Origin of the sequence: Streptomyces sp. WELS2 (genome assembly GCF_013870595.1) — a bacterium.
In the GTDB taxonomy this organism is placed as follows: Bacteria; Actinomycetota; Actinomycetes; order Streptomycetales; family Streptomycetaceae; genus Streptomyces.
This window is the reverse complement of record NZ_JACBWZ010000071.1, coordinates 1-15739: the sequence shown is the minus strand read 5'-3', so window position 1 is coordinate 15739 and position 15739 is coordinate 1. Positions and strand designations below refer to the sequence as shown.

General features: G+C 70.2%; 15 protein-coding genes and 2 pseudogenes. 2 read left to right on the top strand and 15 right to left on the bottom strand.

What is annotated here, in order from left to right:
* From H5J33_RS07250 to H5J33_RS07225, 6 genes and pseudogenes are all read right to left on the bottom strand, one after another.
* Positions 1-287, bottom strand: a pseudogene (locus tag H5J33_RS07250) (hypothetical protein); the annotation flags it as partial.
* Positions 288-301: 14 nt separating this feature from the next.
* Complete coding sequence (locus H5J33_RS07245; protein WP_181794047.1) at positions 302-1255, bottom strand: YafY family protein; 954 nt, start codon at positions 1253-1255, stop codon at positions 302-304.
* A 135-nt stretch (positions 1256-1390) separates the two neighbouring features.
* A complete protein-coding gene (locus H5J33_RS07240; protein ID WP_181794046.1) occupies positions 1391-1762 on the bottom strand; it encodes an FKBP-type peptidyl-prolyl cis-trans isomerase in 372 nt (123 codons plus the stop codon).
* A gap of 83 nt (positions 1763-1845) precedes the next feature.
* Positions 1846-2844 (bottom strand): FKBP-type peptidyl-prolyl cis-trans isomerase, encoded by a 999-nt coding sequence (locus tag H5J33_RS07235; protein ID WP_181794045.1) that lies wholly within the window; start codon positions 2842-2844, stop codon positions 1846-1848.
* Positions 2845-2986: 142 nt separating this feature from the next.
* The gene (gene pafA, locus H5J33_RS07230; RefSeq protein ID WP_030781321.1) at positions 2987-4348 is read right to left on the bottom strand and encodes a Pup--protein ligase; all 1362 of its coding nucleotides are present in this window, start codon (positions 4346-4348) and stop codon (positions 2987-2989) included.
* A 9-nt stretch (positions 4349-4357) separates the two neighbouring features.
* Positions 4358-5617, bottom strand: coding sequence for an MFS transporter (locus tag H5J33_RS07225; RefSeq protein WP_181794044.1), 1260 nt, complete (start codon positions 5615-5617; stop codon positions 4358-4360).
* 105 nt (positions 5618-5722) lie between these two features.
* On the opposite strand from H5J33_RS07225, the gene H5J33_RS07220 reads away from it, so the two are divergent.
* Positions 5723-6739, top strand: a complete 1017-nt coding sequence (locus tag H5J33_RS07220) for a LacI family DNA-binding transcriptional regulator (protein ID WP_181794043.1) — start codon at positions 5723-5725, stop codon at positions 6737-6739.
* A 60-nt stretch (positions 6740-6799) separates the two neighbouring features.
* Here H5J33_RS07220 and prcA read toward each other — a convergent pair whose 3' ends face one another.
* The 6 genes from prcA to arc all read right to left on the bottom strand — a co-directional run bounded on the left by prcA (position 6800) and on the right by arc (position 12943).
* A complete protein-coding gene (prcA, locus tag H5J33_RS07215) occupies positions 6800-7552 on the bottom strand; it encodes a proteasome subunit alpha (RefSeq protein ID WP_181794042.1) in 753 nt (250 codons plus the stop codon).
* A 61-nt stretch (positions 7553-7613) separates the two neighbouring features.
* The gene (prcB, locus tag H5J33_RS07210) at positions 7614-8459 is read right to left on the bottom strand and encodes a proteasome subunit beta (protein ID WP_181794041.1); all 846 of its coding nucleotides are present in this window, start codon (positions 8457-8459) and stop codon (positions 7614-7616) included.
* The gene (locus tag H5J33_RS07205; protein ID WP_399552782.1) at positions 8411-8923 is read right to left on the bottom strand and encodes an endonuclease VII domain-containing protein; all 513 of its coding nucleotides are present in this window, start codon (positions 8921-8923) and stop codon (positions 8411-8413) included. Before H5J33_RS07205 ends, prcB begins: the two co-directional genes overlap by 49 nt.
* 120 nt (positions 8924-9043) lie before the next feature.
* On the bottom strand, positions 9044-9262 hold the full coding sequence (locus tag H5J33_RS07200) for a ubiquitin-like protein Pup (RefSeq protein WP_181794039.1): 219 nt from the start codon (positions 9260-9262) through the stop codon (positions 9044-9046).
* A gap of 171 nt (positions 9263-9433) precedes the next feature.
* Entirely contained in the window at positions 9434-10945 is a 1512-nt protein-coding gene (gene dop / locus H5J33_RS07195; protein WP_399552781.1) for a depupylase/deamidase Dop, read from the bottom strand.
* Between the two features lie 231 nt (positions 10946-11176).
* Positions 11177-12943: a proteasome ATPase gene (arc, locus tag H5J33_RS07190; protein ID WP_030781349.1), complete on the bottom strand. Its 1767-nt coding sequence runs from the start codon at positions 12941-12943 to the stop codon at positions 11177-11179.
* 518 nt (positions 12944-13461) lie between these two features.
* Between arc and H5J33_RS07185 the strand changes: the two genes are divergently transcribed.
* A complete protein-coding gene (locus tag H5J33_RS07185; RefSeq protein WP_181794038.1) occupies positions 13462-13764 on the top strand; it encodes a ferredoxin in 303 nt (100 codons plus the stop codon).
* A 7-nt stretch (positions 13765-13771) separates the two neighbouring features.
* Here H5J33_RS07185 and H5J33_RS07180 read toward each other — a convergent pair whose 3' ends face one another.
* The 3 genes and pseudogenes from H5J33_RS07180 to H5J33_RS07170 all read right to left on the bottom strand — a co-directional run.
* A complete protein-coding gene (locus tag H5J33_RS07180) occupies positions 13772-14344 on the bottom strand; it encodes a hypothetical protein (RefSeq protein ID WP_181794037.1) in 573 nt (190 codons plus the stop codon).
* 197 nt (positions 14345-14541) lie between these two features.
* Positions 14542-15444, bottom strand: coding sequence for a tRNA (adenine-N1)-methyltransferase (locus H5J33_RS07175; RefSeq protein WP_014671696.1), 903 nt, complete (start codon positions 15442-15444; stop codon positions 14542-14544).
* 52 nt (positions 15445-15496) lie between these two features.
* Positions 15497-15739: pseudogene (locus H5J33_RS07170) on the bottom strand (site-2 protease family protein); the annotation flags it as partial.

Below are 15739 nucleotides of genomic sequence, written 5' to 3'. Positions count from 1 at the left end.
TCGCCTCCCTCGGGGCAAGCGAACACCGGCCCAAGCCGGGCGGCCGGATTGTGCCACCAGATGCGCTCGCCGTCGGTGTCGATGTCCAGCAGATCGCCGCCGCGGAAGCTGGTGCCGCACATGGGCAGCACATCGAGGTCGGCGACCAGCTCGTCCTCGCTGATGCCGAAAGCGCGCGCGACATCGGCGATCCGGGCGCCGGGACGCTCACGCAGATACGTCACCAGGGAGAGCATCCGCCGGGTCTGGTCGATCGCGTTGCCGGTCCTGGCCGGTTTGCCTGCCACTGTCCCGCTCCCCCTCAGCCCTTGGCCACGGCGCGCAGCCGGTCCACCACGTCGGCCCGCAGCTCGGCCGGCTCCAGGACCACCACGTCCGGTCCGAACTCCACCAGCCAGGCGTCCAGTCCGTGCCCGTACGGGATCTCCAACTCGTCCCAGCCGTCAGCCAGTTCCCGGACCCCGACGGCCTTCGCCCGAAGGGGGTAACCGGCGCCGGAACGCAGCCGGATCAGCGCCGAGCGGTCGGCGATCTCGCCGGCCCAGCTCGCGACGGTCTCGCGCACGGTGACGACGTCCGGCACCGGCGCGGTGAAGCCCGTACCGCGGGAGCGGACCTTGCCGGTGATCCGGGACAGCCGGAAGACGCGCTCGGCGCCCCGGTCCCGGTCGAAACCGGCCAGGTACCAGTGGCCGCGCCAGCACTCCAGCGCCCAGGGTTCGACGTGCCGGGGCTCGGGGCGGGCGGCGGTGGCCTTGCGGTAGTCGAAGAGCACCGGGCGGCGGTCCCGGCAGGCCAGCATCAGCGGCTCGAAGGCGGCCTCGTGCACCGGGATGCGCGGCTCCAGCGCGCTGTGCGCGCCGTACGGGTCGACGTCCTCGGGCAGGCCCGCGGCGCGCAGCTTCTGCAGGGCGCCGCTGGCCGCGCCGGCCAGCCGGGCCTGCTGCCAGACCTTGGCGGCTAGACCGAGGGCGGCGGCCTCCTCGGCGTCCAGGGTGATGGGGGGCAGGCGGTTGCTGTCGCGGCGGGCGAGATAGCCGACCTCGCCGTCCAGGTTCTCGACGGTCTCGATGACCAGGCCCAGCTCGCGCAGGTCGTCCTTGTCCCGCTCGAACATGCGGTTGAAGGAGTCGTCGGAGCCCGCCTCCATGTAGGCCTCGATGGACTCGCGCAGCTCACGCTTGCTGAGCGGCCGGCGTGCGCCGAGCAGACACAGCGCGAGGTTCATCAGCCGCTCGGCCTTGGCAATGGCCATCGACGCCCTTCGCCTTCCCTATGGTGCTTCCGACCGATGACCGTACCGCTCCGCGGGGCGTCGGCAAAAGCCGAGGGCCCATGCCCGGCCGGGCATGGGCCCCAGGTGACCGCGGCCGGGACGCCCCGGCGCGGATCAGACGGCGAGCAGGTCCACCACGAAGATGAGGGTCTCACCGGGCTTGATCGCCGGGGTCGGGCTCTGGTCGCCGTAGGCGAGGTGGGCCGGTATGGTCAGCTGGCGGCGGCCGCCGACCTTCATGCCCTGCACGCCACGGTCCCAGCCCGCGATGACGCGGCCGGCGCCCAGCGGGAAGCGGAACGGGGCGTTGCGGTTCCAGCTCGCGTCGAACTCCTCGCCGGTGCTGAAGGCGACGCCCACGTAGTGGACGGTGACCGTCTGGCCCGCCTGCGCGACCGGCCCGTCGCCCTCCCAGATGTCCTTGATCTCAAGGTCGGCCGGGGGCGCGCCCTCCGGGAAGTCGATCTCGGGCTTGTCGATGTTCACGTCAAAGGCTCCTGCTTGTCTACGGCATGAATCCCGGACAGTCTTTCACCCCGCCGGTCCCCCGCCCACCACGGGCCCCGCTGCTACATCGCCGCGAGGATGTCCACCGTGAACACCAGGGTAGACCCCTTCTTGATCGCCCCGCCGCTCGGCGGGTTGTCGCCGTAGCCCAGCTCGGGCGGGACGACGATCAGGACCCGGCTGCCCACCTTCTTGCCGGTCAGGCCCTGGGCCAGACCCTTGACGACCTCCTGCATCTGCTTCAGCGAGAACTGGCTGAGCCGCCCGGAGCCGTACGTCCGCTCGAACGTCTTGCCGCCGTCCCAGACCAGGCCCTGGAACTGGCACAGCACCGTCTGGTCGGCCTTCAGCGCGGGGCCGTCGCCCTCCAGGACGTACCGCGACACGAGCTTCTTCGGCGGGGCCGCCGACGGGATGGTGACCTTCGGCGGCTTGCCGTCGGTGCCGGTGCCCACCTCGGGCAGGGCGGCGTCGGTCTGCGGGACCGGGGTGCCCTTGGCGGAGCTCCTGGAGTTGAAGGACTCGATCAGGTCGATGACGAAGACCAGGGTGTCGGTGCCCTTGATGCCCGCCTGCGGGTTGCCGCCCGCGCCGTAGCCCAAGGCGGGCGGGACGGCGATCTCGACCCTGCTGCCGGTCCTCTTGCCCTGCAGGGCGTACCGCCAGCCGTCGATGATGCTGCCCTGGGCGAGCTGCATGACCAGCGGACGCTTGCGGTCGTAGGAGTTGTCGAAGACCTTGCCGGTGTCCCAGATCTGCCCGAGGTAGTCCGCCCGGATGAACTCGTTCTCCGCGACCGGCCGTCCGCCGCCCGCGATCACCGTGCGGACCGCGAGGTTCTTCGACGGGGTGCCCGGCCCCTTGGCGACCGTCGGCTTCTCGCCGAATTTCTTGCCCGCCGTGATGGCCGGCAGCGGCCCGTCGACGATCTTGGGCGGGGGCGAGGCGGACGCCGACGGCGAGGCCTCGGCGCCGCTGGAGTCGGACGAGCCGTCACCGCACCCGGCGAGCGTGACCAGTCCTGCGGGTACGGCGGCGAGGAGAAGCGAGCGTCGGCGCACGGAAGAGCCTCGTAATCGATCGGTCCAGCGGATGGCGTGCGCGCAACTCTACGACCCGGGACGGGCGCCGTACGGAAAACGTACGGCGCCCGTGTCGCGTTCCCGCATGTCGCGGGCGGGCGGACGGTCCGCCCGGTCGCCGCTACATACCGGCGATCAGTTTCTCCACGCGGTCGTCCACCGCGCGGAACGGGTCCTTGCACAGAACGGTGCGCTGTGCCTGGTCGTTGAGCTTCAGGTGCACCCAGTCGACCGTGAAATCCCGGCGCTGTTCCTGCGCCCGCCGGATGAAATCGCCGCGCAGCCGGGCCCGAGTGGTCTGCGGGGGAACCGACTTGCCCTCGAAGATCTTCAAGTCGTTGCAGATCCGGGCGGCTTGGCCCTTCTTCTCCAGCAGGTAGTACAGGCCCCGACGGCGGTGGATGTCGTGGTAGGCGAGGTCTATCTGGGCGACCCGCGGATGCGACATCGTCATGTTGTGCTTGGCCCGGTACCGCTCGATGAGCTTGTACTTCATGACCCAGTCGATCTCGGTCTCGACGCGGTCCAGCTCCTCGGTCTCGATGGCCTCCAGCGTGCGGCCCCACAGCTCCAGGACCTGCGCGACGGTGCCGGTGCGGATGCCCCGGCGGTCGCAGAAGTCCAGCGCCTTGTCGAAGTACTCGCGCTGCACCTCCAGCGCGGAGGCCTCCCGGCCGCTGGCCAGGCGCACCTTGCGCCGGCCGGTGATGTCGTGGCTGACCTCGCGGATCGCCCGGATCGGGTTCTCCAGGGTGAGGTCGCGCATCACCGTGCCCGCCTCGATCATGCGCAGCACCAGGTCGGTGGCGCCGACCTTCAGCAGCATCGTCGTCTCGGACATGTTCGAGTCGCCGACGATGACGTGCAGCCGGCGGTAGCGCTCGGCGTCCGCGTGCGGTTCGTCGCGGGTGTTGATGATGGGCCGGGAGCGGGTCGTCGCCGAGGAGACGCCCTCCCAGATGTGCTCCGCGCGCTGGCTGACGCAGTAGACGGCACCGCGCGGGGTCTGCAGTACCTTTCCGGCGCCGCACAGCAGCTGCCGGGTGACGAGGAAGGGGATGAGGATGTCCGCGAGCCGGGAGAACTCCCCGTGCCGGGCCACCAGGTAGTTCTCGTGGCAGCCGTAGGAGTTGCCCGCCGAGTCGGTGTTGTTCTTGAAGAGGTAGACGTCGCCCGCGATTCCCTCCTCGTGCAGGCGTCGTTCCGCGTCCACCAGGAGTCCTTCGAGAATGCGCTCGCCGGCCTTGTCGTGGGTGACCAGTTCGGTCACGTTGTCACATTCGGGGGTCGCGTATTCCGGATGTGAGCCCACGTCGAGATAGAGCCGGGCGCCGTTTCGCAGAAAGACATTGCTGCTGCGGCCCCATGACACGACACGGCGGAAGAGGTACCGCGCCACCTCGTCAGGAGACAGGCGCCGCTGTCCCCTGAACGTGCACGTGACGCCGTACTCGTTCTCCAGCCCGAAAATGCGGCGGTCCATGAGGGAACATTACGCCCGATCCCCCGGGCTGAAACGGGGTTCGGGGGCACGATTTGGATCATTTTCCGATGAAGCCGCAACGACACCGCCGCGCACGGGAGCTGCGAGGACCCCTCCGGTGGCGAGCAGGACCAGCAACGACACCGCCCCGGCCACGCTCGGCAGGCCGAAGCCCCACACGGTGCCGCCGGTCTGTACCACCGGCCCCGCCAGGCCCGTTCCCACCGACGCGCCCACGGTGAACGTCGTCACGAGCCAGGAGAACGCCTCGGTGACCGTCCCCCTCGGCGCGTGCCGGTCCACGATGATGAACGCGCAGGCTATGCAGGGCGCCAGGAAGACCCCGGAGACCACGCTGAGCAGCACCATCCACACCGTGCCCGGCGTCAGCGTGAGCGGCAGGTAACACACCGCCAGCAAGGCCACCAGGCCCCTCAGTCGCCGCTCGGGCGAACCCGCCCATTGACGGGCGCCGTAGACGGTGCCGCCGGCCAGCGCGCCCAGGCCCAGCCCGGCCATCAGCCAGCCGTAGACCGCGTCGCCGCCGTGACCGTCGGCGTACGACACCGCCGCGACCGTGATCGAGCCCAGCGCGATGCCGATGAACAGGAACGCGGCGAGCAGTGCCAGCAGGCCCGGCGAGCGCAGCGCGCCCAGCCAGTGCGCCTCGCGCGGGGCCGAGCGCCAGGCACGCGAGGGCGGCGAGACGACCACGGACAGGGCCCCGAGCACACCCAGCACGTTCAGCACGAGCAGGGCGGCCCGCTCGTCCCACACCGACACGCACAGGGTCACCAGCAGCGGGCCGACGGTGAACATGACCTCCTGCGCGATCGCGTCCATGGCGTACGCGGTGTGCACCTGCTCCTCGCGGCGCAGCACGGACGGCCACAGGGCGCGCAGACCGCCCTCCAGCGGCGGCGCGAACAGACCGGACACCGCGACGGCCGCGTAGGCCAGCGGCAGCGGGTCGGTGCCGCAGAAGGCGAAGACCGACATGGCCAGCGCCGCCAGGACGGCCGCGGGCAGCTGGACGCGCGGCTGGCCGTAGAGGTCCACGAGCCGGCCCAGCACCGGCTGGCCGACGGCGTTGGCCACGCCGTACACGGCCGCGAGGGCGCCGGCCAGGCTGTAGGTGCCGCCGCCGGCGCGGACGAAGAGCACCAGCGCGATGGCCGCGGTCGCGTTCGGCAGCCGGCCCACCAAAGTGCCGGCGAGCAGCCGGAGCGCGTGTCTCGCCCGGAGGATCTCCAGGTACCCCGTGGCCATGCCCGCCTCCAAGTTTTACGTATAACGCCGCCCCTCATACGTACCATGTGCGCTGTTCACACGTCCAACGTGATCAGCACGTCCACATGAAGGAGCACGTCCACCGTGGCACGCAGCAGCACGCGCCCGACCAGCCGGGACGTCGCCCACGCGGCCGGGGTCTCCCAGGCGGCCGTCTCCCTCGTGCTGGGCGACAAATGGCGCGGCCGGGTCTCCGAGCCCACCGCCGAACGCGTCCGCCAGGCCGCCCGCGACCTCGGCTACCGGCCCAATCTCGCCGCCCGCAACCTCCGCCTCGGCCGCACCCGCACGGTCCTGCTCGTCGTCCCCGCCCTGACCACCGAATTCTTCGCCGGCGTCTACACCGGCGCCGCCCGGGTCGCCGCCGAGCACGGCTTCGGCGTCGTCCTCTACCCCTCCCCCGAAGGCATCGGTCCCGCCCGCGACCCCTTCGCCTCCGCGCAGGCCGCCCTGGACGGCGTCATCGCCTCCTCCATGGCCGCCGACGCCCTCACCGACATCCGCGGCGACCAGCTCCCGCTCGTCATGCTGGACAGCGATCCCGAGGGCAGCCTCGGCGCCGCCACCGTCAACCTCGACATCGCCGACGGCGTACGCCAGGTCGCCGAACACCTCCTCGGCCTCGGCCACCGCCGGGTGCTCCACCTGGCCGCCGACGTCCCGTCCTGGACCTTCGAGATCCGCGCGCGGGAACTGGCCGCCCGCATGGCCGCCGTCCCCGGCACCGAGATCCGCACCGCCCGCGCCCCGATCTCCATCGACGGCGCGCTCACCGCCACCGAGGCCGCCCTCACCGCACCCGGGCCCCGGCCCACCGCCATCGTCTGCGACGACGACAAACTCGCCGCCGGCGCCTACAAGGCCCTGCGCCGCCGCGGCCTGCGCATCCCCGACGACATCTCCGTCACCGGCCTCGACGACCTGGCCCTGGCCACCGCCATCGACCCCGAGCTGACGACGGTACGACTGGACGCCGAACTGTTCGGCGAACACGGCATGCGGGCCCTGCTGGCCGTCCTGGAGGGCGACAGGCCGACGAGCGGGGACATCCCCGTCCAGCTCGTCGTCCGGGGCTCCACGGCCCCGCCACGCACGCCCTAGGAACGCCGGACGCCCCGGCCGCGAAGGCCGGGGCGTCCCGCCGTGTGCGCCACGGGCGGCTCACTGCTCCTCGGAACCGTCCTCCGCGGAGCTCTCCGCCTCCGTGCTCGCGCCGTCCGCCGCCAGCAGCCGGTCCAGCTGCCGGCCGACGATCCGCTTGAACTTCCGCTTCTGCGGGCGCGTACGGTCCAGCACCGCCACCTCCAGCCGCTCCGCGGGGATCTCCCGCTCACTGCCGTTGGTGTCCCGGGACAGCGCCTGCACCGCCAGCTTCAGCGCCTCCGCCAGGCTCATGCCGTCGCGGTGGCGCTGGTCCAGGAAGCCGCTGATCTGCTCCGCGTTGCCGCCCACCGCGACCGAGCCGTGCTCGTCCACGATGGAGCCGTCGTGCGGCAGCCGGTAGATCTGGTCGCCCTCCGGGGTCTCCCCGACCTCGGCCACCACCAGCTCCACCTCGTAGGGCTTCTCGGCCGCCGAGGAGAAGATCGTGCCCAGCGTCTGCGCGTAGACGTTGGCCAGGCCGCGCGCGGTGACGTCGTCGCGGTCGTAGGTGTAACCGCGCAGGTCGGCGTAGCGGACGCCGCCGATGCGCAGGTTCTCGTACTCGTTGTACTTGCCGGCCGCGGCGAAGCCGATCCGGTCGTAGATCTCGCTGAACTTGTGCAGCGCGCGGGACGGGTTCTCACCGACGAACACGATGCCGTCGGCGTACTGCAGCACGACCAGGCTGCGGCCACGGGCGATGCCCTTGCGGGCGTACTCCGCCCGGTCGGCCATGGCCTGCTGAGGTGAGACATAGAACGGCGTCGACACCGGTTATCCGTCCCTTTCTGTCATGGTCACTGGATCACCTTGATAAGAACCGGGCCCGCGCTCAGAGCAGGGCGGCCTTGGGGCCGTCGGGCTCCTCCAGGCGCTTCTGGAGCACCGCGCGGGACAGCTCCGACGCCTCCTCCTCGGTGAGCCGGCGGAATCCGTCCTCGGTGATCACGGTGATGATCGGGTAGATCCGGCGGGCGACGTCGGGACCACCGGTCGCCGAGTCGTCGTCGGCCGCGTCATAGAGGGCCTGCACCACCAGTGTGGTGGCCTGTTCCTCGGTCAGGTCGTCCCGGAACAGCTTCTTCATCGCACCGCGGGCGAAGATCGAGCCGGAGCCCGTCGCCGCGAAGTTGTGCTCCTCGGAGCGGCCGCCCGTGACGTCGTAGGAGAAGATGCGCCCCTTCTCGCGGTCCAGGTCGTACCCCGCGAACAGGGGGACCACGGCCAGGCCCTGCATGGCCATGCCGAGGTTGGAACGGATCATGGTCGACAGCCGGTTCGCCTTGCCCTCCAGCGACAGCTGGGCGCCCTCGACCTTCTCGAAGTGCTCCAGTTCCAGCTGGAAGAGCTTGACCATCTCCACGGCCAGGCCGGCGGTGCCGGCGATGCCGACCGCGGAGTACTCGTCGGCCGGGAACACCTTCTCGATGTCCCGCTGGGCGATCACGTTGCCCATCGTGGCCCGGCGGTCGCCGGCGAGGACGACCCCGCCGGGGAACGTCACGGCCACGATGGTCGTTCCGTGCGGCGCCTCGATCACGCCCTGGGTGGGCGGCAGCTGACGGTTGCCGGGCAGCAGCTCGGGCTGGTGCTCGGCGAGGAAGTCCATGAACGAGGAGGATCCTGGCGTCAGGAAGGCAGCTGGTAGACGCCCGGTGCTACGAGTGTTGGCTTCCACAGGTTTCCTTCCAGGTATGCAACAGCACGACGGCCGACATCGGGATCATCCCGCAACTTGCCGATGGCCGAATTGCAGTTGAAGCACAGTACGCCACGGACCCTACCCGTCCTGTGGCAGTGATCCACATGCACGGGCGGGGCGTCCAGGCAGATCGCACACAAGCCTCGCTGGGCAGCGATCATCGCGTCACGCTCAGCCTCGGTCAGGCCGTAGTTGCGCTGCAGATGGCGTTCGCGCCCTTTCGCCGCCTTGCATGTCTTGCAGAGAGTCGCCAAGCCGTCGGAGGCGCTGCGGTTCCTCGTCCACTCGCTGTGCGGCTTGATCTCGCCACACGTGCGGCGGTACTTGTGCCCCGGGGGTACCTTCACCTTCGGACGGACATTGCGTCCCTTGGCCACCTGCCGTTGCCGGTGATAGGTAGCCGCGCACTCGCGGCAATACGCCTGCAGCCCGTCGCCCATCGCCTTGTTTCGCGCGAACGCTGCTCGCGGCCTGTGCTGCTTGCACCGCGAGCAGCGCTTCACGCCTTCTTCGGTTGACAACCGTCTCCCCGCCCGACTCCTTCGATTTGAAGGCGAAACCTACTGGCCACCCTTCTGAACGAAGCTTCGAACGAAGTCCTCTGCGTTTTCCTCGAGTACGTCGTCGATCTCGTCCAGCACGGAGTCCACGTCGTCCGACAGCTTCTCGTGCCGTTCCTTCAGGTCGTCCGAAGCCTGCGCGTCCTGCGCCTGCTCCTCGACCTCCTCGGTGGACCGGGTGGCCTTCTGCTGGCCGCCGCCGGTGTCCTTGGTCGCCATAACCTCACCCCGCTCAGTTCGCCTGCCGATCGGTGATGATCAGACCCTATAGCCCGGGTCCGACATCGGCCCCGCAGTTTCCACAACGTGCGGGGCCCACCTCGATGATTCCCGGGCGGTGGGGTTTCCACCCCGTCCGCCCGGAGCGGTCCGAGGACCCGCTGACCGTGCTCAGCCGCCGGACAGCACCCTGACCAGGTCATCCGCCGTGCGGCAGCGGTCCAGGAGTTCCTTGACGTGATTTCGCGTTCCGCGTAGCGGCTCCAGGGTTGGGACGCGCTGGAGGGAGTCGCGGCCCGGGAGGTCGAAGATGACCGAGTCCCAGGACGCCGCCGCGACGTCGTCGGCGTACTGCTCCAGGCAGCGCCCGCGGAAGTACGCCCGCGTGTCCTCCGGCGGCTTCGTGCGGGCCCTGTCGACCTCGGACTCGTCCAGGAGGCGCTTGATGCGTCCGCGGGCCACCAGACGGTTGTACAGGCCCTTCTCGGGGCGTACGTCGGCGTACTGGAGGTCGACCAGGTGCAGCCGGGCGGCGTCCCAGTCGAGGTCGTCGCGGCGGCGGTAGCCCTCCATCAGCTCGCGCTTGGCGACCCAGTCCAGCTCGCCGGCCAGGCTCATGGGGTCGTTCTCCAGCCGCGTCAGGGTGTCCTCCCAGCGGCTGAGGACGTCCTTGGTCTGGTCGTCGGCGTCGGCGCCGTAGCGCTCCTCGACGTACTTGCGGGCCAGCTCGAAGTACTCCATCTGCAACTGGACCGCGGTGAGGGTGCGCCCGCTGCGCAGGGTGACCAGGCGCTTGAGCGACGGATCGTGCGAGACCTGGTGCAGAGTGCGCACGGGCTGGTCGACGGCGAGGTCCACGGCGATGAAGCCGTCCTCGATCATGGACAGGACCAGCGCGGTGGTGCCCAGCTTGAGGTAGGTCGAGATCTCGGACAGGTTCGCGTCGCCGATGATCACATGGAGCCGGCGGTACTTCTCGGCATCCGCGTGCGGCTCGTCGCGGGTGTTGATGATGGGGCGCTTGAGGGTGGTCTCCAGGCCGACCTCGACCTCGAAGTAGTCCGCGCGCTGACTGAGCTGGAAGCCGTGCTCGTGGCCGTCCTGGCCGATGCCGACGCGGCCGGCGCCGGCGAAGACCTGGCGGGAGACGAAGAAGGGCGTGAGGTGGCGCACGATGTCCGAGAAGGGGGTCTCCCGCTTCATCAGGTAGTTCTCGTGCGTGCCGTAGGAGGCGCCCTTGTTGTCGGTGTTGTTCTTGTAGAGGTGGATCGGCTGGGCGCCGGGGAGCTGTGCGGCCCGCTCGGCGGCCTCGGCCATGATCCGCTCGCCGGCCTTGTCCCACAGGACGGCGTCGCGGGGGTTGGTGACCTCGGGGGCGCTGTACTCGGGGTGGGCGTGGTCGACGTACAGGCGCGCGCCGTTGGTGAGGATCACATTGGCCAGGCCGATGTCCTCGTCGGTGAGCTGGCTGGCGTCGGCGGTCTCCCGGGCGAGATCGAAGCCTCGTGCGTCCCGCAGCGGGTTCTCCTCCTCGAAGTCCCAGCGGGCCCTGCGGGCCCGGTGCATCGCCGCCGCGTAGGCGTTGACGATCTGGGACGAGGTGAGCATGGCATTGGCGTTGGGGTGGCCGGGGACGGAGATCCCGTACTCCGTCTCGATGCCCATTACTCGCCGTACGGTCATGCGGCCCTCCTTGCCCGGCGGCACCCTCGGTCGTGGGCGCCGCTCAAGTGCGCTGGCGCTCCGGTGCGTGTGCGGTGCCCGTCCCCGCACGGCGCGACTCGGCGGTAGGAACGAGCCTAGAACGCCTTTGCGCTGGTGGGGAGATCATTTGCGTCATTGGCTGCTCCGGTCGTGGCCGGAAAAACAGGCGGCTGCGGGTACCCGCCGAGGGCACCCGCAGCCGCCCTGCCGTTACAGGTACTGACCGGTGTTGGCCACCGTGTCGATGGAGCGTCCGGTGTCCGCGCCCTGCTTTCCGGTGATGAGGGTACGGATGTACACGATCCGTTCGCCCTTCTTTCCGGAGATGCGGGCCCAGTCGTCCGGGTTGGTGGTGTTGGGCAGGTCCTCGTTCTCCTTGAACTCGTCCACGCAGGCCTGGAGGAGGTGGGAGACGCGGAGGCCCTTCTGGCTCTTTTCCAGGAAGTCCTTGATCGCCATCTTCTTGGCGCGGCCCACGATGTTCTCGATCATGGCGCCGGAGTTGAAGTCCTTGAAGTAGAGGACTTCCTTGTCGCCGTTGGCGTAGGTGACCTCCAGGAAGCGGTTCTCCTCGGATTCGGCGTACATCTGCTCGACCGCGGTCTGGATCATGCCCTGGACCGTGGCGGCCTTGTCCCCGCCGTGTTCGGCGAGGTCGTCGGCGTGCAGCGGGAGGCGCTCGGTGAGGTACTTGCCGAAGATGTCCTTCGCGGCCTCGGCGTCGGGACGCTCGATCTTGATCTTCACGTCGAGCCGGCCGGGGCGCAGGATGGCGGGGTCGATCATGTCCTCGCGGTTGGAGGCGCCGATGACGACCACGTTCTGCAGGCCCTCGACACCGTCGATCTCGGCGAGCAGCTGGGGGACGATGGTGTTCTCCACGTCCGAGCTGACGCCGGAGCCGCGGGTGCGGAAGAGGGATTCCATCTCGTCGAAGAAGACGATGACGGGGGTTCCCTCGCTGGCCTTCTCGCGGGCCCGCTGGAAGACCAGGCGGATCTGCCGCTCGGTCTCGCCGACGTACTTGTTGAGCAGCTCGGGGCCCTTGATGTTCAGGAAGAAGCTCTTGCCGGCGGCCTGGCCGGTGACCTCGGCGACCTTCTTGGCGAGCGAGTTCGCGACGGCCTTGGCGATCAGGGTCTTGCCGCAGCCGGGCGGGCCGTAGAGCAGGACGCCCTTGGGCGGGCGCAGCTCGTGCTCCTTGAACAGGTCGGGGTAGAGGTAGGGCAGCTCGACCGCGTCGCGGATGGCCTCGATCTGGTTGCCGAGGCCGCCGATCTGGTCGTAGCCGATGTCCGGGACCTCTTCGAGGACCAGTTCCTCGACCTCGCTCTTGGGTACGACCTCGTAGACGTAGCCGGAGCGGGGTTCGAGCAGGAGGGCGTCACCGGCGCGGATGGTGGTGCCGAGCAGGGGCTCGGCGAGCCGGACCACCCGCTCCTCGTCGGTGTGGCCCAGTACGAGGGCGCGCTCGCCGTCCTCCAGGATCTCCTTGAGGGTGACGATGTCGCCGACGCGCTCGAACTCCATGGCCTCGACCACGTTGAGCGCTTCGTTGAGCATGACCTCCTGGCCGCGCCTCAGCTCGTCGAGTTCGACGCTGGGGCTGACGTTCACCCGGAGTTTGCGGCCGCCGGTGAAGATGTCGGCGGTGCCGTCCTCGTTGGCTTGCAGGAAGACACCGAAGCCGGCCGGCGGCTGGGCGAGCCGGTCGACCTCCTCCTTGAGGGCCACGATCTGGTCGCGGGCCTCGCGCAGGGTGTTGGCCAGCCGCTCGTTCTGGGCGGACACGCCGGCCAGGTTGGTCTGCAGCTCGACGATCCGCTCTTCGAGAATCCTCGTGTGACGCGGAGAGTCGGCGAGCTTGCGGCGCAGGACGGCGATCTCCTGCTCAAGGTAGGCAATCTGCCCGGCCGGGTCGTCGGACCCGCGTCCCGGGCGGATGCCGCGGTTCATGTCGTCGTCGTGGGCTGCCACGGTCCTCACCTCCTCCAAGGGGAGCTGGACGCTTCCAGACCCTACCTGGGTGGGTGTCGATTGAAACCCCTAGATCACAAAGACTGTCAAGGTGTGTCGTCGGTCACCCGCTGCACACTCCCTCGCACGGAGGGGATACCCACTCAACGTGAAGGGAAAGCAGCTTGTTCCATCCATGCTGTGGTCGAAACCCTTCGCGACTGGCCGGAGTTGTCCGTACGGGGCTGTTCGACCGGGAGAAGGGCAGCACACAATGCGCTCGTACGATCATCACGTAGAGCGACGGTTCAGGCGGACGGTGTGACTGCCGTGGTGGCTGGGGACGATCGGTCCGGCCACCGGTGCTTCCCTCCCCCGGTCCGGCGCTGGTACCCGGGCGGGCCGCGCCGGAAACCCCGGACGGTGCCCCGTGGCCGGGAAGCGGCCGGAGGTAGGGTCGGGGGTGTTCAACGACCGCTGGTGCGGACCCGGCCGGCCCTCGGGGCGCCGGGACGCCCGGCGAACCGAAGGCAGGAGAGATGACCGTGCAGCAGGAGGCCCCGGGCGGCGAGGCGCTGGAGGTCTGGATCGACCAGGACCTGTGTACCGGCGACGGGATCTGCGCCCAGTACGCCCCGGAGGTGTTCGAGCTGGACATCGACGGGCTCGCGTATGTGAAGGGCGCGGACGACGAACTGCTCCAGTCCCCGGGGGCGACCGTGCCGGTGCCGCTGCCGCTGCTGACGGACGTGGTGGACTCGGCGAAGGAGTGTCCCGGCGAGTGCATCCACGTCCGCCGGGTTTCGGACAAGGTCGAGGTGTACGGCCCCGACGCGGAGTGAGTCCGGTTCAGACGCTGTGTGCCCCGGCGGGGGTGGAGCGGACGAAGGCGTTCCCGTTCCACCGCCAGGTGGCCGGGGTGCGGGTGTCGGGACAGCAACTGGGCACGGCGTCCGAGGAGTAGCCGAGCAGGGTGGCCGAGACGTCGCCCGCGTGTATGCCGAATCCGGTCACGGTGAGCCGCTCCTCGGGCCGGACCAGGGTGGCGACCACGCGCGCGGTGCGGCCGTCGGCGCCGCGGGTGAGGACGTAGACCCCGTCGGGCGGGGTGCCCATGGGGGCGTCGCAGTGGACGACGGCGACGGTTTCCGGCCTGTCGTCGCCGTCCAGGTCGCCGGTGGCCCTCTTGGCGACCACGGCTTTCACCGGACCGCAGTCCAGGGGGAAGTCGACGCCGGTGGTGCTCGGCGGCGCGGCGGCGGGCCTGCCGTGGGAACCGGGGGCGGGCTGGACGGCCGTGGCCGGTTCGGGCCGGACGACCGAGGAGAGGGCCACGACGCCCGCGAGGGCCGCGGCGGTGGCGACCCAGTGGATGGGCCGGGTCCGGGTGTGCGCGAGTTCCGGGACGGCGGATTGCTGCACGAGGAGCGTCTCCTGCGAGGGCGGTGCCGGTGGGATGGGCTGCATCGTGCCACACGTCACAGTGCGGGGGAACGGCGGGGTCCGCGCGGGAGGCTCCCGGCCGCTACCGGGTCAACGGACGGGCGCCGTGCCCGAGTTCCCGTCGTGGTCGGGGAACTCGGGCACGGCGCCCTCGCGTTGCGGTGGGTGCGGGCCGGTCAGCGGCCGGCGCCGCCGTCGGCGTTGGGGCCGGCGTAGTCCTCGCCGTAGGCGCCCTTGGCGGGGCGGCGGCGGCGCATGGGCGGCTCGACGCCGTCCGCGAGGCGGCGGGCGGTGAGCAGGAAGCCGGTGTGGCCGATCATCCGGTGGTCCGGGCGGACGGCCAGGCCCTCGATGTGCCAGTTGCGGATCATGGTCTCCCAGGCGGTCGGCTCGTTGAAGCAGCCGATCTCCCGGATGGATTCCACGGTCCGGGCGAGCTGGGTGGTGGTGGCCACGTAGCAGCACAGGATGCCGCCCGGGACGAGCGCCTTGGAGACGGCCTCCAGGCACTCCCAGGGGGCGAGCATGTCGAGGATGACGCGGTCCACGTCGGTGTCGGACAGGTTGTCCTGGAGGTCGCCGACGGTGAGCTGCCAGGCGGGGTGCGGGCCGCCGAAGTAGCGCTCCACGTTCTGCCGGGCGATGTCGGCGAAGTCCTCGCGGCGCTCGTAGGAGTGCAGCATGCCCTGGTCGCCGATGGCCCGCAGCAGGAAGCTGCTGAGCGAACCGGAGCCGACACCGGCCTCCACGACGCGGGCGCCGGGGAAGATGTCGGCGAAGGCGAGGATCTGCCCCGCGTCCTTCGGGTAGACGACGGCTGCCCCGCGGGGCATGGAGAGGACGTAGTCGGGGAGCAGGGGGCGCAGCGCGAGATAGGCCACGTTGCCGGTAGTCCGGACAACGCTGCCCTCGGGAGCGCCGATCAGTTCGTCGTGCGGGAAGGAACCCTTGTGGGTGTGGAAGTTCTTTCCGGCTTCGAGCGTGAACGTGTAGTGGCGGCCCTTGGGGTCGGTCAGCTGTACCTGGTCCCCGACCTTGAAGGGCCCGCGCCTGCGGGCGGCACCGGTCGGTTCGGACATGTGACCAGCCTACCGGGTTCCCGCGGGGGGCTTGACCGTCGCCTCGGGGGCGCTACGACGCCGGCCTGGCCATCGCCCTGACGAAGGCCCGCTCGACGTCGGCCGCCGACAGGACGCCGTAGATCTCGCCGGTCTCCTCGACCACCAGGTACTCGGTGGCGGGGGTGGCGCGCAGCACGTCCAGGAGGTCCTCCCCGGCCAGCTCGGCGGAGACCCGCATGCCGTCGGTCAGCTCCTGGGCGAGGCCGCTGACGGCCACCCAGGGGCGGCGGTGCTCGGGTACGCCGACGATGGC